This window comes from Cohnella phaseoli (genome assembly GCF_003386235.1).
Classification (GTDB): Bacteria; Bacillota; Bacilli; order Paenibacillales; family Paenibacillaceae; genus Cohnella; species Cohnella phaseoli.
Genome location: NZ_QRDZ01000017.1, coordinates 1 through 23400 on the forward strand (window position 1 = coordinate 1; position 23400 = coordinate 23400).

Annotated in this window: 19 protein-coding genes; 13 read left to right on the forward strand and 6 right to left on the reverse strand. The window is 48.9% G+C overall.

Annotation, left to right across the window (positions count from 1 at the left end):
- Positions 1-596: 596 nt before the first annotated feature.
- Positions 597-1025 carry an SRPBCC family protein gene (locus DFP98_RS20400; protein ID WP_116062459.1) on the reverse strand — a complete coding sequence of 143 codons (429 nt, stop codon included), beginning with the start codon at positions 1023-1025 and terminating at the stop codon, positions 597-599.
- Positions 1026-1303: 278 nt separating this feature from the next.
- Here DFP98_RS20400 and DFP98_RS20405 point away from each other — a divergent pair, with 278 nt between their 5' ends.
- From DFP98_RS20405 to DFP98_RS38715, 12 genes are all read left to right on the forward strand, one after another.
- Positions 1304-3526, forward strand: coding sequence for an AraC family transcriptional regulator (locus DFP98_RS20405; protein ID WP_116062460.1), 2223 nt, complete (start codon positions 1304-1306; stop codon positions 3524-3526).
- 170 nt (positions 3527-3696) lie between these two features.
- On the forward strand, positions 3697-4632 hold the full coding sequence (locus DFP98_RS20410; protein WP_116062461.1) for an ABC transporter permease: 936 nt from the start codon (positions 3697-3699) through the stop codon (positions 4630-4632).
- A 21-nt stretch (positions 4633-4653) separates the two neighbouring features.
- Positions 4654-5520, forward strand: a complete 867-nt coding sequence (locus tag DFP98_RS20415) for a carbohydrate ABC transporter permease (protein WP_116062611.1) — start codon at positions 4654-4656, stop codon at positions 5518-5520.
- Between the two features lie 27 nt (positions 5521-5547).
- Positions 5548-7104 (forward strand): extracellular solute-binding protein, encoded by a 1557-nt coding sequence (locus DFP98_RS20420; protein ID WP_116062462.1) that lies wholly within the window; start codon positions 5548-5550, stop codon positions 7102-7104.
- 32 nt (positions 7105-7136) lie between these two features.
- Positions 7137-9653, forward strand: coding sequence for a DUF4855 domain-containing protein (locus DFP98_RS20425; protein WP_246016618.1), 2517 nt, complete (start codon positions 7137-7139; stop codon positions 9651-9653).
- A 182-nt stretch (positions 9654-9835) separates the two neighbouring features.
- A complete protein-coding gene (locus tag DFP98_RS20430; protein ID WP_116062463.1) occupies positions 9836-10501 on the forward strand; it encodes a GntR family transcriptional regulator in 666 nt (221 codons plus the stop codon).
- Between the two features lie 23 nt (positions 10502-10524).
- Positions 10525-12216, forward strand: a complete 1692-nt coding sequence (ilvD, locus tag DFP98_RS20435; RefSeq protein WP_116062464.1) for a dihydroxy-acid dehydratase — start codon at positions 10525-10527, stop codon at positions 12214-12216.
- A gap of 224 nt (positions 12217-12440) precedes the next feature.
- Positions 12441-12785, forward strand: coding sequence for a hypothetical protein (locus tag DFP98_RS20440; RefSeq protein WP_116062465.1), 345 nt, complete (start codon positions 12441-12443; stop codon positions 12783-12785).
- 149 nt (positions 12786-12934) lie between these two features.
- Complete coding sequence (locus tag DFP98_RS20445; protein ID WP_116062466.1) at positions 12935-13822, forward strand: fructose bisphosphate aldolase; 888 nt, start codon at positions 12935-12937, stop codon at positions 13820-13822.
- A gap of 337 nt (positions 13823-14159) precedes the next feature.
- A complete protein-coding gene (locus DFP98_RS20450) occupies positions 14160-14369 on the forward strand; it encodes a DUF6199 family natural product biosynthesis protein (RefSeq protein ID WP_246016619.1) in 210 nt (69 codons plus the stop codon).
- A gap of 408 nt (positions 14370-14777) precedes the next feature.
- Positions 14778-15233: a hypothetical protein gene (locus DFP98_RS20455; RefSeq protein WP_116062467.1), complete on the forward strand. Its 456-nt coding sequence runs from the start codon at positions 14778-14780 to the stop codon at positions 15231-15233.
- Positions 15234-15643: 410 nt separating this feature from the next.
- Positions 15644-15856: a hypothetical protein gene (locus DFP98_RS38715; protein ID WP_147310246.1), complete on the forward strand. Its 213-nt coding sequence runs from the start codon at positions 15644-15646 to the stop codon at positions 15854-15856.
- Between the two features lie 188 nt (positions 15857-16044).
- On the opposite strand, the gene DFP98_RS20465 is transcribed toward DFP98_RS38715, so the two are convergent.
- Positions 16045-17655, reverse strand: a complete 1611-nt coding sequence (locus DFP98_RS20465) for an ABC transporter permease (protein WP_220377140.1) — start codon at positions 17653-17655, stop codon at positions 16045-16047.
- Positions 17652-18572, reverse strand: a complete 921-nt coding sequence (locus DFP98_RS20470; RefSeq protein ID WP_116062468.1) for an ABC transporter ATP-binding protein — start codon at positions 18570-18572, stop codon at positions 17652-17654. Before DFP98_RS20470 ends, DFP98_RS20465 begins: the two co-directional genes overlap by 4 nt.
- A gap of 186 nt (positions 18573-18758) precedes the next feature.
- Here DFP98_RS20470 and DFP98_RS20475 point away from each other — a divergent pair, with 186 nt between their 5' ends.
- Positions 18759-19346 (forward strand): TetR/AcrR family transcriptional regulator, encoded by a 588-nt coding sequence (locus tag DFP98_RS20475; protein ID WP_116062469.1) that lies wholly within the window; start codon positions 18759-18761, stop codon positions 19344-19346.
- A gap of 92 nt (positions 19347-19438) precedes the next feature.
- Here DFP98_RS20475 and DFP98_RS20480 read toward each other — a convergent pair whose 3' ends face one another.
- From DFP98_RS20480 to DFP98_RS20490, 3 genes are read right to left on the reverse strand one after another with little or no spacing between them, the layout of a single operon-like run.
- Positions 19439-20584: a Ger(x)C family spore germination protein gene (locus DFP98_RS20480; protein WP_116062470.1), complete on the reverse strand. Its 1146-nt coding sequence runs from the start codon at positions 20582-20584 to the stop codon at positions 19439-19441.
- A 1-nt stretch (position 20585) separates the two neighbouring features.
- Positions 20586-22067, reverse strand: a complete 1482-nt coding sequence (locus tag DFP98_RS20485) for a spore germination protein (protein WP_116062471.1) — start codon at positions 22065-22067, stop codon at positions 20586-20588.
- Positions 22064-23152, reverse strand: coding sequence for a GerAB/ArcD/ProY family transporter (locus DFP98_RS20490; RefSeq protein ID WP_116062472.1), 1089 nt, complete (start codon positions 23150-23152; stop codon positions 22064-22066). The genes DFP98_RS20485 and DFP98_RS20490 overlap by 4 nt, the downstream gene beginning before the upstream one ends.
- Positions 23153-23400: the final 248 nt, after the last annotated feature.

Genomic DNA, 23400 nt, shown 5'->3' on the forward strand with positions numbered 1-23400 from the left:
CCTTTTTTGAAGAAATGATGGATAACGCGTCATTTCTACAATAAAGGAGCTTTAATGCGTTTGGCTACGAGAAAACAATCATAATATTCCTTATACAGGTAATTATGGAGATCGTTTTTTTCATGTTAGGTTTGATGCATGACTAGTGACTTTTTTGGCCTTTACTCCGCGGCTCAGGTGGAGTCGAGGCACTTTTTTGGCCTTCACTCCGCGGCTCAGGTGGAGTCGAGGCACTTTTTTGGCCTTTACTCCGGGGCTCAGGTGGAGTCGAGGTACTTTTTTGGCCTCACTCCTCTCCTCAGCTCGGGTTCACTAAAGCACAATTTATTCGCAGGGAACGTGGAGCGACAAGCTTCATCTTGGCAACATTGGGATGTATCTCCTGGAGGAGCGGAGTATCGTGAAATCTCCTTGTTACGAGTAACCTATTCCGATTTCATGAGTCCAACCCGGGGTCCCCGCAAAGTAATTGAATTACTTTGTGGGATGGAGCAGGCAACAGGAAGGAGATACATCCCCACAAAACATTAATCGAGATAAAGCGAGGCTGCTCATAAGTCAATTATGAGACAGCCCTGACAGTACAACATAAAGTGTTAAAACTTACGTTTATGATAGGGGATACCTTCGCCATCTTCACAATAGCATTTGAGACTATAAAGGAAAAAAGCCCAGTTGTAGTTACAGGAGCGATAAAATGGCGTTACTTCTTTCCAGTTCATATGACGCAAAGTAAGAAAAGACTTCCCGTTCTTCTCTTCAATATCGAAGGAAATCATCGTACCAATCCATTCTGCATCTGAATCTATACAATGCCAAACGACTTTTTTATTAGGGATCAATTCCTCTATTTTCATCTTAGTTACATCATCGCTGCCGAATCGAAATTCATTAACAAAGCCAATCTGGTTATTGACAATGAGCTCATTGGTCCATATTTCCGACAGTCCTTCAGCGGCGGTTAGCGTTTCATACACCTTCGATGCTGGAGCGTGTACAGTTTGCAAGTGCTCGATATTTGCCATGCCTTACCCCTTTCTAACTGGAATAATTTATGTACGATGCTTATGATATCATAAAATCAAAATATAAGTTTCTCCTTCCTCTTCCAGAATAACGGCACTTCGCCGGCCCCGTATCTTCCAACGCCACCAGTTGTCATCCCCGATTGCACGGCATAAACGGAAAACCAGAACTTGACGGACAAATGAGGACTAGGCAAACCCGAAAAGGGTGCTCTAAGATAGAACGTACCAGTCAAAAGAGAACCTTTAACGACGAAGAGGGAGAGGGGTTAACAGCTATGTTCAGATCGACATCCTGGCGCATATTTGTATTCAGCGGCATTTTCTTCGCCATTACGATTATTCCGTTTTCGTTGTTTCTGGCAAACCGATTTTCTCACTTCGCATACTCACAAATGGGAACGTTTAATCAGGACCGCATCGATGAAATGGCAGAGCGAACGCAGTTTATGCTGGACAAGCTGAAATGGTACAGCCTGAATATGTACGAAGACCAGGCCGTTCAAAGCTGGATCTATGCGTCCGCCGATAATCTGCTGCAAAATGCCGGTACGATGCGGGTTTTGACCAAATACTTATCCAATGAGCCCTTTATTGAATCCGCTTACTTATTCAGCGTGCGCAAACGAGAGGTTATCGATTCCAAAGTCGGACTGCTCCCGTTCGGGGAGTTTGTCGATCAGCCGATGCTGCAGAGAATCGAGCGCAATCCCGGGTCCTTCCTCCGCTACTTTGATCATCGGATAGGGGAGAACTCGTATTTGGCGCTCCAGCTTCCTTCGACTCCCATACAGAAAAATCGCGACGGGTATCTTGTCGTCTTGTTCAACAAGAAGGAGCTGCAAAAGCATTTGATCTCGGGCGGCGGAAGGGCGGATGCGCTGCTCTCGATTGTAGACGACCAGGGCAGGCTGATTCTGGGGGAATCGGATGAGCGGCTCGAGGAGAGCATCCGTAACATCCGGACAGATTCGAAGCGGGGATCCTTCGAGCTGAACCGTGCCGGAGGGGAGACGTTCGTCAATTATGCCCGTCTTGAATCGCTGGGATGGACTCTTGTATCCGTAACGGAGATGAAGCAATTCCGGGAGAAGGCCGATGCGTTCAAAACCGTCATTATTGCCTGTTCACTGCTGCTGCTTGCGGCGCTTCTCCTGATCGCCTATTGGAATTCGCGGCGTTTCGTCGGGCCATTCCGCCGGCTGGCAGACCAATTGCAGCGGATGCTGGGCGTGAAGGGGGAGAACGATTACGGCGTCATTGAGAAGGGCGTCGTCATGCTTCGCGATCATTATCCGCTAATCAAGACCGAATACTTGCGACAGTGGCTGCTGCAGGGCAGGCTTACCGATAGCGCCAGAGCGGCGATTGTCCGCGAGTCCGGTCTGCTGAACTACGAATGGATCCGATTGGTCGTCGTCAAAATCGATTCCTATTACGAGCTGTCCGAGCAGTACGATTTTGTCTCGCGCAAGCTGCTCAAATATGCCATCGGCAATATCGCGGAGGAACTGCTGGGCCGGCCGGAACGGTCGATCGAGGTCGTCGATTTCGGCTCCGACCATCTCGTTGTGATCGTTGGCTCGGCCAGTTCTTCGCCTGATCCCGAATTGACCCAAGAACTGAAAGAGCTGCGTCGGCAAGTGGCCGCCTACGTCAAATTGGACGTCACGATCGCGGAAAGCGAGGCCCGCCGCGTGCATGACGATTTGCGCAAAGTATACGACGATATGAATGAATTGACTTTGTTCAAGTTTGTTAGCGGCGACGACAAAATCTATATCGAACAGGACTTTGAACGCTATGCCGATCTGCAGGCTCCGATTGAGGAGGCTGTGTACGAAAGCCTGATCCAGACCATTCGCGGCGGCAAGGAGGAGAAGGCGCTGACGATGCTGGACGAGTTGTTCGTGCGCTTGCAGACGATGAAATATACCGAGTGCCAATTCCAGCTAAAGCTGCTGCTGTTCGCGATTGTCAAATCGTTCAGCAAAATGACGTCCATCCAAAGCGTCGAAGGGATCGAACACCACTTAAGGCAGTTTTCCACGCTGGCCGATGTCAGGGAATGGCTGAAGGAGGAGACAGGCCGGATCATTCGGCTGCTTAGCGACAGAAAGGGTTTCAACCGCAAGGAAAAGCTGATCGAGGAGATCATCGAATACGTTCGTTACCATATTCATGACCCGATGCTGTCCGTGGAAGAGATCGCGGATCATGTTGCGTTGACGGGCAAATATGTTCGCCACTTATTTCACGAGCAATACGGCATGCCGTTATCGAATTTTATTTTGAATGAGCGGATCGGCAAGGTCAAAGAGCTGCTGGAGCAAACGAGCCTGCAAGTCACTGATATAGCAGAGCAATCCGGGTTTCAGACGAAAAGCCACTTCTTTACTGCCTTTAAAAAAGCGACCGGCATGACGCCGACCCAGTACCGCGACAGCATGGCAGGAGGGCGGACGGAACTGGGGCGGACGGCCGATAACTCGGCGAATTAGCGTGCTGCGGTCGATTACGAACTTGACGGTCAAATGATAACCTGCCGAAGTCCGCAAATCGGCGGGTCGAGAACCGAATAAGGCCAATGAGAACTAGGCGGATTCTCATTGCGAATGCTACGATGACGTCGTTCGAAACCAATAAGCCAACAAGAAAGGAGGAACGCTGTTTGAAGCAACGGAGAAGGTTAGGCGGGGCGTTCGTGCACGAGCTGTCGCGAAACAGATATTTGTATCTGCTGGCGCTGCCCGGCATCGCGTTTCTGGTCGTATTCGCGTATTTGCCGATGCTCGGGCACCTGCTCGCCTTCCAGAATTACCGGCTGTCGGATGGAATATGGGGAAGCGAATTGGTTGGACTTAAGAACTTCGAGTTTTTCTTTAACGGGAAAGACTGGCTGCGCGTGACGCTGAACACCGTATTTCTCAATGCGCTGTTTCTCGTGTCCGGCCTGGGCAGCGCTGTGGTGCTGGCCGTCTTTCTGAACGAAGTCCGGAATAGGCTGTTCAAGCGAATCGCACAATCGTTTATTTTTTTACCCTACTTTATTTCATGGCTTGTCGTCAGTATGATGGCGCTAACGCTGTTCAGCACATCGGAAGGGCTCATTAACCGCACGCTTGCCGCTGTCGGCTTCGAAGGCGTGGACTGGTATCTCACGCCCGGCGTATGGCCGTATATCCTGACCGTAATCAGCGCCTGGAAGATTGCCGGATACAATTCCATTATTTTTATGGCGGTCATTACGGGCATCTCCGCGGAATATTACGAGAGCGCGAGACTCGAAGGCGCAAGCCGGCTGCAGCAGATGCTCTACATTACGCTGCCGCTTATGCGGCCGATCGTGATGGTATTGGCGCTGCTTGGCGTCGGCCGCATTTTCTACGGCGATTTCGGCATGATTTACGCAATTATCGGAGACAACGGCGTGCTGTTTCCGACGACGGATGTCATCGATTCGTATGCGTACCGTGCATTGCGGCAGCTGGGCAATTTCAGCATGTCCTCCGCCGTCGTCGTCTACCAATCCTGCATGGGCTTGGTCACAATTCTGATCTTCAATGCGATTGCGCGCAAGGTGGACGCGGATTCAAGACTATTCTAGAGGATTTAAGGTGTGATCGATATGAGAGAACGGTTGTTTCTTGTCTTGATGTACGCGGTGCTGATCGCGTTTGCGCTATTTTGCTTCATTCCGTTCTGGATCGTGTTCATCAACTCATTCGCAGATGAATCGCTTCTTCAAACGGCGGGCTATCAGCTGCTGCCGGACAAATTCAGCCTTCAGGCGTACGAATTTCTGCTCTCCGGCAAACAGGTGTTCCGCAGCTACGGCATTACGATTATGGTAACGGCCGTCGGCACGGCGATGGGGGTCCTGGTGACAGCCGCCTATGCCTATACGCTGAGCCATCGGAGGGTGAAGTACCGCAACATTTTATCGTTTTTGACCTTCTTGACGATGCTGTTCGGCGCCGGGCTGGTCGGCTTCTATATGCTGATCGCCAACTGGCTGCATCTGAAAGACTCGATATGGGCGCTCATTTTGCCTTATCTGCTTAATCCGTTCTACGCTTTCATTCTCATCTCTTTCTACCGGACGCTTCCGTATGAATTGAATGAAGCCGCGACGGTGGACGGCGCCAATGATTTCTCTATTTTCTTTCGCATTATTTGGCCGATCTCGCTGCCTGCCATCGCTACAGTGAGTCTGTTCTATGCGCTGCAATATTGGAACGACTGGTACTTGTCGCTGCTGTTTATCGATAATTACAAAATGCTGCCGCTGCAGATGATGATTCGCCAACTGATGTCCAACTTGAACGTGATGGCTTATGTGAGCGGCAGCCAGACACAGTACAATGCCGTCGTGCCAACCTATGGCATGCAGCTGGCGATCGTCTGCGTGACCATCGGCCCGATCGTGTTCGTCTATCCGTTCATTCAGCGCTTCTTCATTAAAGGCTTGACGCTTGGATCGGTAAAAGGGTAGGAAAACAATACACAGGGGGAATCAAGCATGAAAAGACGAATGTCCGCTGCGCTCGCGCTATTGATCGCGCTTGTCGCGCTCGCAGGCTGCGCTGGCAAGAATGAAGGGGAAGGGAAGCCATCGGAACCTTCCGTCAAGGCCGAAAACAGTGCCGGCCTCAGCAGCAACGCCAAGCTGGAGGAGGTCACGCTGAAAATTATGATTCCCGGCGACCGCCCGCCGGATATGGATTTGGTCATCGCCGAGGCGGAGAAACGAATGAAGGACACGATCAATGTCAAGCTCGACGTCGTGTTCGTGCCTTGGTCGGATTTGGCGCAAAAGACGCAGGTGACGCTCGCTTCCGGCGAAAACATCGACCTGATCTTCGACGCGCCATGGCTGCACATCAATCAGATGATTGCAAGCGGTTTCTATGAACCGCTCGACGACCTGTTGGCCGAGTACGGCAAGACGGTGCTGGACAAACGGCCGCAACAAATGTGGGACTACAACAAGTACGGCGGCAAAATTATGGCCGTTCCGCTTGGCGTCAGCTACATGTCCGGCAACTCTTACATTTTGCGCAAAGACATTCGCGAGAAGCTCGGCGTACCGCCGATCCAAACCTATGAAGATTTGATCGCATTCGCCTACAAGGTGAAAGAGCAAGAGAAGGGCATTATCCCGATGACAGCAGGCTCCGCCACGTATTCATTTGTCGCTCACCATGCGCTAAACGATTACGAAACCTATGTCAGACCAACCCATGCATTGGGCAACAGCCTGATGCTCTATTACACGAACAATGACGGCAAAGTTCACAACTTGCTGGAGGAGCGGGAGCCTGTCGGCACGTGGCTGGCAAACGCGAACAAATGGTTTAAAGACGGACTGATTTTCAAGGATATTTTGACGACGAAGGATTTTCAACAGCCGATCTCGGCAGGCAAAGTGGCAATCGTCACGAACGGCGCGTTCGGCATCTCGGACTTCCACAAGAACACGATCAAGAACAATGTGCCGAACGGCGAGCTGGAAACGGTCACCTTTTTTAACCCTGACAAGGGCGCAAACATCACCAATTTTAAACAGTGGAATTTCCTCGCTATCCCGAAGGTGAGCAAACACAAGGAACGGGCGATGATGTTCCTGAACTGGGCGAATGAGAAAGAGAACTACGACCTGCTCTCTTACGGCATCGAAGGCAAGCATTGGGAGGCGGTAGGAGAGGACAAAATGAAAAACCTGGATACGACCGGCTACTATGCATTCGGCTATGTCTGGCTGTGGAATCCGGTCGATGAGCGCACTGTTGTAGGAGGCGATCCGAAGAACGATGAACTGGATGCCGTGCTTCGCAATGCCGATATGTTCACCACAGATATTTTGGCCGGCTTCGAATTCGACAGTACCCCGGTGCAAAACGAGGTCAGCCAGTACAACATCGTCGATGGGCAATATTATACTGCGCTATTCAACGGAGTGATGGATACCGAGGACACCTTGAAGAAATTCGAAGCGGAGGCCGGTCCCGCACTCCAAAAAATTCAGCAGGAGCTGCAACGGCAAATCGACGTGTTTCTGGCAGCTAAGGGGAAATAGAACGGAATCGTTTAAAAAAGGAGCTGATCAAGATGATTTCGACCCAAAAATGGAGATCGATCCTGATGGCAGCAGCTTTGGCGATAACTCCGGTTTCTGCGATCCAGGCGAATTCTCCGGCTGCAGCTGCGGCCGCGAATCAGGAGGAGGCGCCATCGGCAGAGGAGCAGACGAATTTCCGCAATCTTGCGGCCGGTCTCCCGTATGAATGGTCCGAAGCGCCGGAAGCTTCTCATCCCGATGACGGCTACAAGCTTACAGATGGAGTATACGCCGCATTGGATAAGAACGACCCGGCTTGGGTGGGGCATCTGCGCGGCAAGACGCGCGAAGTCGTATTCGATTTGGGGCAGGAAAAGTCGGTCGGGAGGATAACCGCTCATTTTTTTCAAGATTATCCGGCTAACTCGATTCTTGTGCCTTTGTCGGTATCCATGTATGTCTCCGACGACAAGGAAAATTGGGGACTGCTTTCCCATAACGCTACGCAGTTGCTTTGGGGAGGAGGACCCCCCAGGCAGGAGACCTTTGAATGGGAGGGCAGCCGGGACGGCATCAAAGGCGGGAATACGGAGGGCACGTTGGTTTATGCCCGCTATGTAAAGGTCGCCTTTACGATGCATCATTCGCTAGCGGAATATATTGACGAAATCGAAATTATCGGTACGGACGGCAAGGTTGAAGGGGCGGTAAAGGTTCCTGCCGAGCAGCCGCAATTTTTGGAGCCGGGGGAAGCTACGGCCGGTATCCGGAATCTGAATCTGTTCTATAACGGTCAATACGCGAATGGATTGGGGGATTGGAACAAAGAACGGATTATCCCTAACATCAGCTATGTGAATAAAGACGGCGAGCCGGTCGATTGGCTTTTTGACGGCATTCTCTATCTCGGAATAGCTTCGCCGGCCGGTCGCGATTTCGGTCTGGGGCAAACCAACCTGGACGACTGGAATTGGTATTTGGATAAAACGTTTGCTGCCACAGGGGATATGCAGCAGTTAAATGAGGCGGCCAAGGAAGTCGGAGCCAAGCTGAACGAGCCCGCTCATCGTGTCAAGGTTGTGTTAATGATTCCAAATCCCGGGGAATCTTTAACCGATTTCGGCGATATCGACGGCAGTGGTTCCTTAAATTTTAACGACTCCGCCGTAGGCGAAGAACAAGCGTTTGCCAACAGGAAAAAAGCGGTGCAGTGGTGGCTGGATCAAGTCCAGCAAAGATGGCAGACCGCCGCTTACTCCAATCTTGAGCTTGTCGGCATGTACTGGATGCCGGAGCAAATCGAGATATCCGAATCGGGACCGGATATGATTCGCGCAGTGACGGAAAAGGTGCATGCCATGAACTTGAAGGTTTTCTGGATTCCTCACTCCTTAGCGTACAAAATGTTTATGTGGAAAGACGTCGGAGTGGACGCCGCCGCCTACCAGCCGAATTACTTCTTCGGCGGAATGGATCCGGACCGTCTGGAAGACGCTGCGGACAATGCGAAGCGGTACGGGATGGGAGAAGAAATCGAGTTCGATGACGGGATGCTGACGGACCCCATCCTGCGCCAGCGTTTTATCGAATATTTGGACAGCGGCGTCAGAAGCGGCCTGATGCAAAACGGGTTCAGAGCTTATTATCAAGGCAACAATGCGGTATACAATCTAGGCGTAAGCAAGGATCCGGATTTGCGTCTCATGTACGACTGGCTGTACCAGTACTTAAATGGAAAGTATGCTACCGACAACAACCCGACGCCCGAGACGATGGCAGGACTTGTCGGGGATTATGTCTCTTCGAACGAAATCCAATCAGTTTTCGGCAATGAGTTGTCATACCGTCTGCAGATTATCCAGATTCTTCTGGACCAAAACAAGCCGAAGGACGCCGTTGCGTATATGCAGGATTTTCTCGCGCACATTCATGACCCGGCCGTGCAGGCGCAAGGATTGATCTCGGCTTCGGCGGCAACGCTGCTTGATAGTTATGCCCAAGTTCTCATCCAAACTTGGTCCGACGGCTGGGGCCTTGGCAATCTGGTTCTCGGTCATAGCTATACCCTATCAAGGCCGCCTAACGCCAACTATCCCGATTCCGGGAATGAACTTACGAACGGCCTGTTCGGAGGGACGGATTACGGCAACGGGCAGTGGCAGGGCCATGCGGGAAGCGATTACCCTGCGGAGCGAAGCCGCACAATCACATTTGATTTGGGCAGCAACAAATCGATCGGACTAATAAGAGCCCATTTTCTTCAGGATACAGGGCCCGGCATCTATTTCCCGCAGAACGCCGCTTTTTCAGTTTCGACTAACGGTCAAACGTGGAGCACGCTAGCCACCGTTTCTCCGTCGTCGGCTCCGAATACCGCCACGGCCCAGTTCGTGAGATGGAACGGGATAACCGACGGTGTGCCGGGGAAAGCGGGAGCGGACAAAGTGTACGCTCGTTACGTCAAAGTTGAATTCCCGGTCAACGTCTGGGTTTTCCTTGATGAGATCGAAGTTCTCGGCGTTGACGGCAAGGCAGCCGGAGCTGCGGTATTGCCGATTGCACCGTAAACTGTACTACAGCCCTTATTTCCGGATTGGCGAGCGAAAATCGGCTCGACAACAGGAATAAGGGCTTTTTTAGCTTGACTCTAATGGGGAGGTTTTAGGAAGTAAGAAAATCTTTTTCCTTGTCAAATGCATATTGCATGCGATATATTGCATACATAACCTTAATTGAGGAATGATTAGAGATGCCGATCCCTAGAAACTTTAGTTCTCCGGTCCGTCTGACTGCCAAGGAGCGCGCGCTTGCCCAAATTCAACGCTGGATTATAGAGGGAACGCTTGAACCGGGCGAAAAGCTTATTGATTCCGAGTTGGCCGAATCGCTGGCCGTCAGCAGGACGCCCATCCGGGAAGCTCTGCAGCTGCTGGAGATTCAAGGGCTGGTCGCGATGCATCCAGGCAAAGAAACCCGTGTCACCCTGATCAGGAAAGATGATATTCTGCATCTCTATTCCACATTAGCTTCGCTACATGCCTTGGCTGCCGAGACTGCCGCATCTCTCGTAACGGCAGAGCAGCTTGAACTGCTAGGGTCTCTTAATGTCCAGTTTGCCGCAGCGATCGAAGGGGGACAGCCTTATCGTGCAATGGAGCTCGACGAACAATTCCACGGCCTGATTGTCGAGGCTGCGGACAACCCGTATGTCGCCTCTTTCAGTTCTTCCCTGCAGGTCCATATCAGAAGGTTCAAGTATGTGTTTCTCCGTCAACCGGTCGCGGGAACGCTCGCATCGGTGGAAGAACATTCCGCCATAATTGCGGCGTTAGAGAAGCGGGACGGAGTGGCTGCCGGCATCATGATGAAACAAAACCTGATACGGCCGATGAACGAACTCTATGCTGTACTCTAAAAAATTTGGAAGGATGAAACGAGATGACAGACAAAAAAGACTTGCGAATCCGCAGTCATGTGATCAGCGAGGGCGCAAATCGGGCACCGAATCGGGCGATGCTGCGTGCAGTGGGCTTCAAGGACGAGGATTTTAAAAAACCGATGATTGGCGTCGCGAGCACGTGGAGCGAAGTAACGCCCTGTAACATGCACATTGATCAACTTGCCTTGGCGGCTAAGCAAGGTTTACGCTCCGCCGGCGGAGCCCCGCTTATTTTTAATACGATTACAGTATCGGATGGCATATCGATGGGGCATGCCGGCATGTCGTTCTCGCTGCCCAGTCGGGAAGCGATTGCGGACTCCATTGAGATCGTTACGAATGCGGAACGGTTTGACGGACTGGTCGCGATCGGCGGCTGCGACAAAAATACGCCGGCCTGCCTGATGGCGATCGGCCGATTGAACCTGCCGGCCGTGTATGTCTACGGCGGGACAATTCAGCCGGGTTATCTGGACGGCAAACAAGTGGATATCGTCAGTGCGTTTGAAGCGGTCGGGCAATTTCACGATGGCCGGATTACGGAAGAGCAGCTTCACAAAGTCGAATGCACTGCCTGTCCGGGACCGGGTGCATGCGGCGGTATGTACACCGCAAACACGATGGCCGCGGCCGCAGAGGCGATGGGAATGAGTCTTCCCGGCTCCTCGTCGACACCCGCCATATCGAAACTGAAGGCGGAGGAATGTGCGCAAGCCGGCGAACGGGTATTGGATTTGTTGGAGAAGGGGATCTACCCAAGCGATATCATGACAAAACGGGCATTCGAGAATGCGATTACGGTCGTAATGGCGCTTGGCGGTTCCACAAACGCTTTTCTTCATCTGATTGCCATTGCGCATTCGGTCGGTGTCGATCTTTCTTACGACGATTTTGAGAGGATTCGATTAAACGTGCCGCACTTAGCCGACTTGAAGCCGAGCGGAACTCATGTTATGCAGGATCTCAACGACGTAGGCGGAGTGCATGGCGTAATGAAAATGCTGCTCGACCAAGGCTATCTGCACGGCGATTGCCTCACCGTTACCGGCCGGACACTCGCCGAAAATTTGGCTCAAGTCGATCCGCTGCATCCGGAGCAGACGATTATCCGCCCGCTGGACCGGCCCCTCAAGCCGACAGGCCCGCTGGTCGTTCTGCGGGGCAATCTGGCGCCCGAAGGCGCGATTGCCAAAATGTCCGGCATGAAGATTTCGCGCTTCAGCGGACCGGCACGCGTATATGACAGCGAAGAGGCGGCTACGGAAGCGATCATGCGAGACGAGATCCGGGAAGGCGACGTGCTGGTGATACGCTATTGCGGCCCGAAGGGCGGACCCGGCATGCCGGAAATGCTTTCGGTAACGGCTCTAATCGTAGGCAAAGGATTGGGAGGCAAAGTCGCTTTGCTGACAGACGGTCGTTTTTCGGGCGGCTCGCATGGATTTGTCGTCGGCCATGCCGCACCGGAGGCACAGGTTGGAGGGCCGATCGCGCTGTTGCGCGAAGGCGATATCATTACGATCGACAGCGACGCGCAGGACCTTTCATTTGCCGTTTCAACAGAAGAACTAATGAGAAGGGAAGAAGCTTGGCAAGCTCCTCCTTTGAAGTACAATTCCGGAGTTCTGGCTAAATATGCACGACTGGTTTCCTCCTCAGCCAAAGGAGCGGTTACTGATCTATTCGAATAAGACCAATAGCTTATTACTAACGGGACAGCTAAGACTAGACAGCTGTCCTGTTTTTTCTTTAGGCGACGACCGGATAATCTTATTATTCGTCGATTTGCCCTCCGGATTAAAGACTCCTGTTATAATGAGGGTGGTAAAAATGTAAAAATTTATTGAGGGGAGGCTCGCAAAGCGATAGTGCCTGCGGAAACTTTTATCAAAATTCCGATCACTGGGAGCAGTCGATGAAGAAGATTTTCATAGGGATAAGTATTCTGGTTAATTTTATTTTTGGTTTTATTTCTATGTATGCTTTCTTATGGTGGGCAATTGCCTTATATTCGGTTAATTGCTTAGTCAAGGGTTGTTCAGATATGGCGGGAGAAGAATGGTCCGGAATTATTTTGGGATTGATTATAGCAGTATCCATAAGCGTCGTACTTGTTCCTTTAATGATCTATACAAACCTAAATTTTATACGAGTTACTGGAGTACGAAAAAAATATTATCTTTTATATATTTTTCCTGTATTAATATTAGGGTTTATTGTTGGCTATTACTTAAGAACCCATCAAATTGGTCCCTTTTGAGAGGGCGAGGCAGTGTCGGAGGCAAGTTGGTAATTTGCCGTTTATTTGACAGGCAGGAGCGCTAATCTTTATACTTTTCTTAATCCCTTTAGGGGGAATTCGACTCAGTAACCTAACCAAATCAATCATGGAAGGACTGACGGTTTCTAATGAATAATGAACAACTGGAACGAATTCGTGTTGGCCAAGGATTCATTGCTGCATTGGATCAAAGCGGAGGCAGCACACCACAAGCGTTGCTTCGATACGGTATCCAGGAATCCGGCTATTCGAACGAAGAAGAGATGTATAAGTTAGTTCATGACATGAGGACGCGAATAATCACTTGCCCTGTATTCGATTCGAAATACATTCTAGGTGCCATCTTGTTCGAGAATACGATGAATCGAACCATTGACGGTCTATATACGGCGGATTATCTCTGGGAGAAGAAGGGCATCGTACCTTTCCTAAAGATTGACGAAGGACTCGCCGGTCTAGAGAACGGCGTACAGCTCATGAAACCCATGGCGGGATTGGACGAACGCTTGGCTCAAGCTGTCGATAAGAATATTTTCGGAACGAAGATGCGATCCGTCATTAAGGAAGCGAATTCGGCCGGTATTAGAAGTCTCGTCGAGCAGCAGTTCGACCTTGCGAAACGTATATTCGCAGCAGGTCTTGTTCCTATCGTAGAGCCCGAAGTAGACATCAACAGCACGGATAAGGTTGAATCGGAGAGTCTGCTTAAAGAGATGATTCTGGAACAATTGTCGCGTCTCGAATCGAATGTAAAGATTATGTTGAAGCTTACCATTCCGTCCGTCGACAACTTCTATGAAGATCTAATGGGAAATCCCCATGTCGTCCGAGTTGTCGCTTTGTCAGGAGGCTACGAAATGGAGGACGCCAATGCAAGGCTTGCTCGTAACCGCGGGCTGATTGCCAGCTTTTCACGCGCATTGGCTGAGGGGTTGACTTCCGAGCAAACAGATTCCCAATTTGAAGAGCGGCTTGGCGACACCATTCAATCCATTTTCCAAGCTTCCATTACTTAATAGCCAGCCTACCCTGAAAGGGGCTGCCCTCTAAGCGCTTCAAGTTGCTTTCAAAGATGATCCATACTAAAAGTCCAAGGGGTATGTACCTCCTTCCGATGCGATATGCTCCCGAAATCTGAATGGGCAAACCCGTTACAGAGCAATTTCAGGAGCGTATGAGGCAATCTGCAGGAGAGGCATACCCTTACTTTGTGTGTATCGATCATCTCAGGCGACTTGGCTTATGGGAACAGCAAGGAATCGAAACGAATAGGGCAAGCCAATGAAACTTATACTCAATTTCAGCGTCTAATAATTGGAACATTCTGTATAATGATATAGGGAGGTGAGATCTATGTTCCTGTTCACATTGATCCCGATTCTTTTCATCATAATGGGGGCAATCGGAGTATTCTTTCCAAGGATTTCTTGGTACTTGAGCGTAGGCTGGCAGTTCAAAAATGCCGAACCGAGTACGGCAGCCCTTGTATCGGCACGAATAGGCGGTATTTTTGCAATTGTTGCGGGGATTTTCATTCTTACTTCCGGCATTTTTCCAAAATGATGATAAAGGTATGAGGGACATGATTACTTTGTTTTTCTGGCCTGCTATGATTGCATCAATAATTTGTTCTATTTTAGGAATATTGATTAGAAGCCCTCGCAGTTTATACGTCTCTGCTGTTCTAATAATACCCTTGTCTATTTATCTTGCGGTATCGCCAAGGTTTCATATTTGGGGCTTAATATTCCCTTTGTTTTATATCGGGTCTTCAATATTAATAAGAAAGAACAAATACACATTGGCATTTCTAATAAATACACCAGTATATCTTGTTATTGGTTGGTTAGGCTATGTGGTTTTGAATCAATGAATTTAAAAGGGTATTTTTATAGAAAAGCTCTCGGCTTCGCGAATACAAGAACGTTATCTCAAACCGACAAATTCTAAGAAGAAAGGAGAGCAATAGCCATGCGAAGATCAATTTTAGGTTTTGCATTTTCTTCGCTCATATATATTTTATTAACAGGCTGTAATCCGGAACCTCAAGTCAAATCATCAGACATAGATCAAATAAAAATTGAATTAATAGAAACATCTATCATGCCTCAAGGAATAGCTTATTCGCTCAAACTAAAGAATTTGTCGCAATTCACAATTGCACAAAATAATGTATACATAAGTTACCCAATAAAAACGTCAACTGGATCTATGAGCAATCCATTTAAAATAGAAGCTAAGAATAATAAATTACAAATTGGATCCGAGGAAGAGATTATTTTAGCTGCTTTTGCACCAATTGAAATATACGAAGGGAACCCTAAATTGGATACAGAAAACTTCTATGTAGAAATCGTCGGATATATAGAAGAACTTAAGGAGACAAGACGTTTTCAAAAAATCGGAGGCTTAGAATTCTTTAAATAATTATTTTCGGAGTGGAGGGCGCAAAATGAGGATCGAAGATCGGTTTGATTCTTTTCCCATTTTAGAAACGAAGAGATCCATATTAAGACCAATAACATTTTCAGATCTCGATGATATTGCCAGTTACTGCTCCATACCGGAAGTGTCACAATATACGGTACCTTGAACTCGTTCGAATTGAAGCACGATGTCTTCCTGAGAATTCGGGTTCATCAAGAGTAATGGAGAAGACGGGAATGAAATTTGAAGGGGTATTAAGAAAGCACATTTGGGCAAAAAACGATTTTCAGGATTTAAAGCTATATTCGATAGTAAGAGAAGATTTCGAGAGCAGGATTGAGTATTAAGGAAGGGGGAGCAAACTTGCAACGAGCAATTATTGTTTACTTCTTGACTTGAGGGGGGCTACGATGAAACGTTATTATATAATCCTTATAGTATCCCTATTTTTAATTGGCCTTACTGTCTATCAGTTCTGGTCGATTCAACAGCCAAGAATCGGCCCAGTCGGAGATGGATCTATTTCTCGTTTTGTTTATATTCCTATTATCTTAGGGTTTATCGTCGGAGTGTCTTGGTTGATTAGAAGTATTTATTTAATTATCAAATTACGCAAAAAATAGTTCCTAACCTTGGCAAGTCGTTCAACTCAGGGAGTGATTAAATGAGAGGTATAAAAACAATTCGATCTTTAGAATAATAACTGAGCAAGAATTGGGGCTAGAAACACATTGATAAGTATGTCAAGAGAGGGAGTTTTCATTGCAGCAACAGGTAAGCGTAATCAGGCTGACACGTCAACGCTTACAAACTACCCAGGCACGTCACGTTGCCGGAATCCCCGCAACCCAGTCCATGCGAGAGCCACAGCGACCATCGTTAGAAGGAGCAGCGGCGTCCATTCGAATGAGGCGGCGGGCAGCCTTGGAACATGGTGAAGCGGGGAGAGGCTCATCACCCACTCAGGCAGCTGCAATATTCCCCCAAGGTAGACCGCAATAAAAGCGTAAACCACAATAATCCAACTCAGTGCTGCGGCCCTCGGGAGCCAGCCTATCAGAGCGGCAGCCAGGCCGACGGAAACCCACAACGCTGGTATAAAGTTTAATCCCGCAAAAATCAGTTCAGACAAATACCTGGAGTCGTTCATGCTTTGGCTTCCCGTTAGTCCCATTCCCAGGCCGGCCATAAACATCATTGCAACACTGCCTGCTGCAGCGAGGAGGAGATAGCTGCCGAGCAGCCGAGAGCGAGACAGCGCTCCTGACAAAAGCGTATCCACACGTCCTGCATTTTCTTCGCTGCGCAGCTTTAGGATACTCTGCAGAACAGGAATCGTTGCCAGGATGGCAGTCACGGTCATAAACATGCCGGCAATATTATCGGCAAACGAAGCCCCGCCTGCCTCCGGGAGCATTTCATTGAGCGCACCGCCGATGGAATCCATCATTTCCTCGGCTTCTCCGATAAAGGAGCCGTAGGACATTCCAAACAACAACATGGCCAAACACCATACGATCAGATTCAATCTTTGAAGACGAAAAGCAAGTCCGATCGGCGTCGTCAGGCTGCTGGAGGCTTCACTGCGGCCACGCCCGGGGCGCACCAGACCGGCTCCGACATCGCGCCTCACGCTCATCGGATAGGCGATGACGACAAGAAGCGCAGTCAACCCCGCTCCAAGTAGAAGAGGCGTCCATTTATTGTCGACAAAAGCGGAAGTCTGCTGGGCCCATCCGATTGGCGACAGCCACGAAAGGGCGCTATCTCCGATATCGCCGACCGCCCGCAGACAGTATGCGGCGACGAGAACACCGGTGCTCAAGCCGGTTGCGCCGCGTGCATGCTCCATCAACTGACCCAGTACAGCAGCGATTGCCGCAAAGACGATTCCGACGGAAGCAAGGGCGGCGGCGAACAGAAAGGAGCCTTCCCAGGTGACGGACTCGATCCCCATTACTCCCATTCCCAGAGCAAGGAGAAGGGCAAGTGTTACGTTAACGCCGCCGACAAGCATCAACGCTGCGGTTGTGTTGGCATGACGTCCTGTAACCGATGCGCGAACCAATTCCATGCGCCCGGTTTCCTCTTCCTTGCGCGTGTGGCGCACAATAAGCATGATACTCATCAAGGCAACGGCAATCCCGGTCATGCCAAGCATTTGATGTGAGATCATTGCTCCGATCGTATAATTTTCCAAGTAAAACTCCGGACCCGTGAGGGCGATCCCGGCGGGATTAACCATTGTCGCTGCCATCGACTGGCGAGCCGTCTCGGTCGGATACAATTCGTCGAAGCTGCTGAGTGTTGCCAGTACGACAAAAAGAATGCTCAGCACCCATGCGGGAATCGCGATCCGATCCATCCGCAACATAAAACGCAGCAACGTCCCCGTTCCCGTCAAAGTCCGCTCCCGTTTCACTTCCGTACACCCCCAGACGAAACTGTCGTATTATCGCTGTTGTCATAGTGCCGCATAAAAAGCTCTTCCAAAGTCGGTGGAGTGCTCGTCAGCGCTTGAATATCAAAGGCGCTCAATATTTGCAGCACATTTCCCAGATGAGAGCTGTCGATCTGAAACTGGGCTTTATTCCCGTTTAATTGGAGAGCATGCACCCCTGCCAGGCCATCAAGCCCGGTTATATTCCGTGCGGTTTCCACAGCGATAAAAGAACGGGTCAAATGCCGCAGCTGGTCAAGGGAGCCGGATTCTACAATGCTGCCGTCGCGGATTATGGCGACACGGTCGCAAAGCTTCTCCACCTCGGCCAGAATATGGCTGGATAGCAGCACGGTTTTCCCTTGAGCCTTTACTTCCGCCACGCACTCCTGAAAGACAGTTTCCATGAGCGGGTCCAACCCGGATGTCGGTTCATCCAGAATGAAGAGCTCGGTTTTAGAGGAGGAAAAAGCGGAAACCAAAGCCACTTTTTGCCGATTGCCTTTGGAATAGGTGCGGCATTTTTTAGCAGGGTCCAAATTAAACTTTTCCAACAAGGCCTGACGACGCTTGCGATCCATATCCCCCCGTAGACGTCCGAAGAGGTCGATCGCTTCGCCGCCCGTCAATGTGGGCCATAGATTGACGTCTCCGGGCACGTAGCTAATCCGGCGATGCAGTTCAACCGCGTTTTTCCAAGGGTCTTGACCGAAGAGCCGGACTTCGCCGCTTGTTTTGCGCAGTAACCCCAACAAAATACGAATCGTGGTGGATTTTCCCGCACCGTTTGGACCGATGAAACCAAGAACTTCGCCTTCGCGCGCCTCAAGATTCAAACCATCCAATGCTCTGACTTGGCCATAATATTTGGTTAACTGATTGGCTTGAATAACCGACATGGCTACACCTCCAATTTTGATTCTTTACCTTACAGCACTCTAAATTGGATATATTAATAAAATTGTGTAACGTGATTGAATTCAGTTACATAATATTTCACGAGCAATTTGCTGTCAATAAAAAAATAACGATAGGTTGTTTTGTTACATAATTTAAATGTAAAATGAATGACGGAGGGATAGAGAATGAATGGATTCCAAAAACGAAGAGAGCAGAAAAAGCAGCAAATTCTTCGTTCTTTGCACAATATGATTATGAATCGCAACTTTCAAGAAATCGGCGTACGGGAAATCGCGAAGGAAGCTGGCGTTTCGCCCGCTTCCATCTATAACTTTTTTGGCAGCAAAGAGGAGCTGGCCAAACAAATTTTTTATCATCTCATGGAAGAAGAAGGGGAAGCCTTCCAGAAGATGATGGAAGCCGACATCCCTTTCGAAGAAAAAATGGAAAACATGTACGCGTTGTCGATCAGTAATCAGGAAACTTTAAACAACGACGGTTTAAAAAACTTCATGTTTGAGGATCCCGTATTTACCGAGCATATTGAACAATATTCACGAACAGTTGTCATTCCAGCCATTATGAAGCTGATTGAGCAAGGCAAGCAGGAACAGAAAATATCCGGAGGCGTATCTTCGGAGGCGATTCTTTTTTTTATGAATGTCATTATGCAGATGCTCGGCAGCTCTTCTGTACGGGACAAATTGAATGTGGAGATGCGAAAGGAAATCGGCCATCTGTTTTTTTACGGCATCTTCGGGAAAAAGCCCTAATAAGCATAGGAGGCCAACCCTTCTCAACGGGCTGACCTCCTAATAGGAACGGGCAATTGCTCCATGAATTATCCGAATTTCCATATCACCATTTATTTTAGCGGATAGACCTTCATTCCGGTCTGATTAATATTTACTTTAACCGTGATCGAAGAGATGGAGCTTTCGTTTAATAATAAGTCGTTTGTACGTTTTAATTGCTTCCAAGCAGTTGGCTTTTGTCGAAATAGGAGATGTTCCAAGCTATATATATCTGATTTAATCTCCAGGCCGTTCCTGAACGTATTCATCACCTCGTTTCTAACCACATCCTCGGCTTTACTTTCTATCTCGCTTCTGGTTAGCTCATCCAAGGTTTCAATGATGTCGCCATTGAGCTTGAGGTGGAAATGATAATTCGGAGTCCCGTTATTGAAACTGAGAGACAGTCGGACACTGGGACTCCCAAGAGACACTACTGCAGCATCTTCTCCATGACTTGTGATGACAATCGGCGATCGAGTCGTATTTTTATCTAGCCATCTTAAGCCCAATAATTTATTATTCTCAAGCTTTCCAAGAAGTTTCCCTTCCTCTATCACGTATGCACCGTCAATATACATTTTGGGATCTATTTTCTCGTTTTTCTTCCAGGTCGTCGAGTCGATCGAGAGCGTGGGCAATAGGACGGTAGTTCCAGGCTCCCATAGTCGAGACAGAAATTTCAAATAGCGAACGGGTTCGATTAACGATCTCTGATCATAAGCTTCTAAAGGTTCTTGAGCCAGCGTATTCCTTTGGGAAAAATTAAAAAATGCCGGAACGGAGAGCAAACGCTCTATCGGTTCGCGAGTACCGAAGATCCATGGCGTTAGCCGGATTTCCCAAAATCGGCCGATCAGATCGTCGGTTTTGAGAATATTGGATTTTAAAGCATTTTCTCCGACGATAATGCTTGAAACATGACTCCACGAAGTCAATTCTTGGGCAGTCGAATAGAGTTCGTTCATGGCCAGTTTCAACGTCTTTCCTTTTGCTTTGCCTATCCATGTCTGGGGTCTCTTTCCGGATTTCCCCGACTCGGTCTTCGCTATGAAAGTGAAGTCGAGCATCTGAGCATATAAGACGAAGGAATTGTCGATATAATCAATTCCGATGGACGTTACATAATTCACGTTTTCAATCTCTTTAATGTCCCAGCAACCGTAGGTCATCCCTAACGATAGGACGACGCAAATTAGCTTGAAGAAAGTCCTCATCTCATTCGTTGTCCCTTCCTTGCCGAGTCGTATCCACCGTATTCAACATACTCGGTCTCTTTTTGTAGAAGGACCACGGTTTCGCAAGCAAGCCGGCAACCACGTCCTTCCACACAAGTGGCGATACCGGGGATAAGTAAGGAAGTCCGAACGATTTCAGAACGGACAGGTAGGCAAGCAAGCTCATCATCCCGATAAAAAAACCAAACATCCCAAGGATAGAAGCCCAGAGCAGAACATAGATCCGAATAAGGCTGACCGTTCCGGTCAAGGTCTGATTAACCAAAGTGAACGTGGCTACCGCGGTAGTTGCCGATACGACCAGCATGGTCGGCGACGTCATTCCGGCCCGTATTGCCGCATCGCCGATGATTAATCCGCCCAAGACGGCTATCGTCTGACCGACCGCTTTCGGCAGTCGAATGCCGGCCTCCCTGAACAGCTCGAACATGGCTAGCATGAGCAAAAGTTCCATTGGAGTCGAGAAGGGGAGCCCGAATCTGGAAGTCGTAATCGTTGCCAGCAAGGGGAACGGAATTTGATCCAAATCGTAGGAGGTTAAAGCGATCCAAAACCCTGGTAAGAAGATCGCGATGAACAAGCCGAGCAATCGAAGCATTCGTTCGAATATGACAAAGTAATACGGAAAATAAGCATCTTCAGGCGTTTTCAACAATTCTAACAAATTGCAGGGAGCGATGAGCGCCATAGGAGATCCGTCGACCAAAATGATAAACCTGCCTCTAAGTAGACATGTCGATGCAAAATCGGGCCTTCCGATGTAATCCAGCAACGGAAAAATCGAAAGCGATGAATCCGAAAGGGCTTCTTCAAGTTGATTGCTTGCAATCAACGCATCGACTTCAATCCGTTTCAACCGATTTCTTGCTTCGTCGATGATCTGCGGCTGAATAATATCCGAAATGTATAACAGGGAAATTTTCGTACTGCTTCTTGTGCCGATTACGTACCGTTCGTTATGAAGCGAACAGGTAGGCAGCCTTTTACGAATTAAAGCAACGTTGGTGTTGATATCTTCCGTAAACGCATCCCGAGCCCCTTTGATCGAAATTTCGGTACTCGACTCTTCGGGCTGCCTTTGCGGCAATTGCGAGATATCCATGGAAAAAAAGCAACCCTGTAAGGCAAAAAAGGCGATCAAATGACCGGCGAAAAGAAGGGTCTCCACCTCGGAGCGCTTGTCCAGCTTCTTCCATTCCATCGACTGTTCCATGGCCACAACGAGTTCGTCCCACTGCTCACTCTCATCGATCAAGCGTTCCAAATTCGGCAACGCGTGCTGATTGAGGAGTTGGCCATCAATCATTCCTTCGCAGTAGAGGACTAGACCTGATATTGGATTTAGCCCCTTTGGAGGAAGTTCTCGCAAAACTACGTCAACGGAATGGGCAAATAGCGATCTCAATCGCTCTTCATCTAAAACCTCGCCGTCAACGAGGTTATTTCTGTTTGTTGGATTCATGCATTTTCCTCTCCGCTCCGGAATTTAAATGAGGCAAGCGTCAAGATTAACGTCAACGCCGAGAAAAACACGAGAGAGACCAGGGAGTATCCCCCAAAAAGAAACGATTCGATTTGCTTATCGACGAAAGCGTTTAGCGACAACCCGAACAATAGTGCGCCGATAATAATCAAGGTTGTCAAACGCCTTTTTTTGCTTTTGAACGGGGGAGTATCCGTGATTAGAAACAAGAAAAGGGTAATCCGAATCAGAGCCCCGGACATCCATTGATACAAGGCCAAAAAATCCAAGTGATTGATATATTTAGTGACAACGACAAGCTTCCATTGATCGAAGGCCGGATAACGAGCTTGGGCGGCCACTACCGGTCCGAAATTCGCAATGGCTCCCATTAGCGGACCAAGCGTAAGTCCGGCTAGCAGGATCGCCATGATGCTAATCGAGAAATAACTTACCGGTTTGGCCAGATGGTGCTGAAGAAAGACAAGCACGATCAATTCCAGAAACCCACCGCCGGCTACGATCATACTTCTTAAAACAGGCTCGTAGCCTTCAACGAATAACGGCGTTAACAACGAATATTCCTTATATCGCAGATTGGCAATGGCAACAAAATTGCCCAAAACCCAAACGACAGGTAAAAGGACGCCCGACATGATCGCAATAGAGCGTATTCCGTTGTAGGCGATGATAACGCATAGAGAGAGAAGGATGAACACGACGACCCCTTTGGGCGTCTGAGGTAAGTAGGAGACCTTGATCCACTTTACCGTTTCACGAAGTATAATTAATGCCATTAAGAAGAAAAAGGAAGAGGTTAAGGTAAGCAAGAACCAACTAATAAAAGGACCATATCGTTCCTTCAGCCAGGTGAAAATAGGCTTTCGATGGGTTCGCCTGATTATAAAGGAGATCAAGTATACCCAGAACACGCTTATTATCAGAGTCAAAACAATTCCGAGCCAGGCATCCCTTTTGGCCGTATGCAGCAGGAGCGGAATCATAATGACATGATTTGTAATCCCTAAAGAGAGGAGAAGGATGAAATAGGCATCTCGCACAGAGATCCTGGAGGTTGATGTCATTTATGCTCCACCTTTTTATTTCGACAACTGGTACTCACCAGTATTCTCCATTCGAATGAATTTATGTATCGCGGACTATTACTGAACCTGTTGAGAGTAACCCTCCGGCTAGAAGCCGCATATACCTGGCGCTCCCGACAGCACAGGGAAAATCGTTCCCGAAAAATTCCTTTCCTGCCCGGGAATGTGTCTCTTGAGAGCGGGATATGCGGAATATTACGATATAGCCGAAGCCAAAAAACATTGGA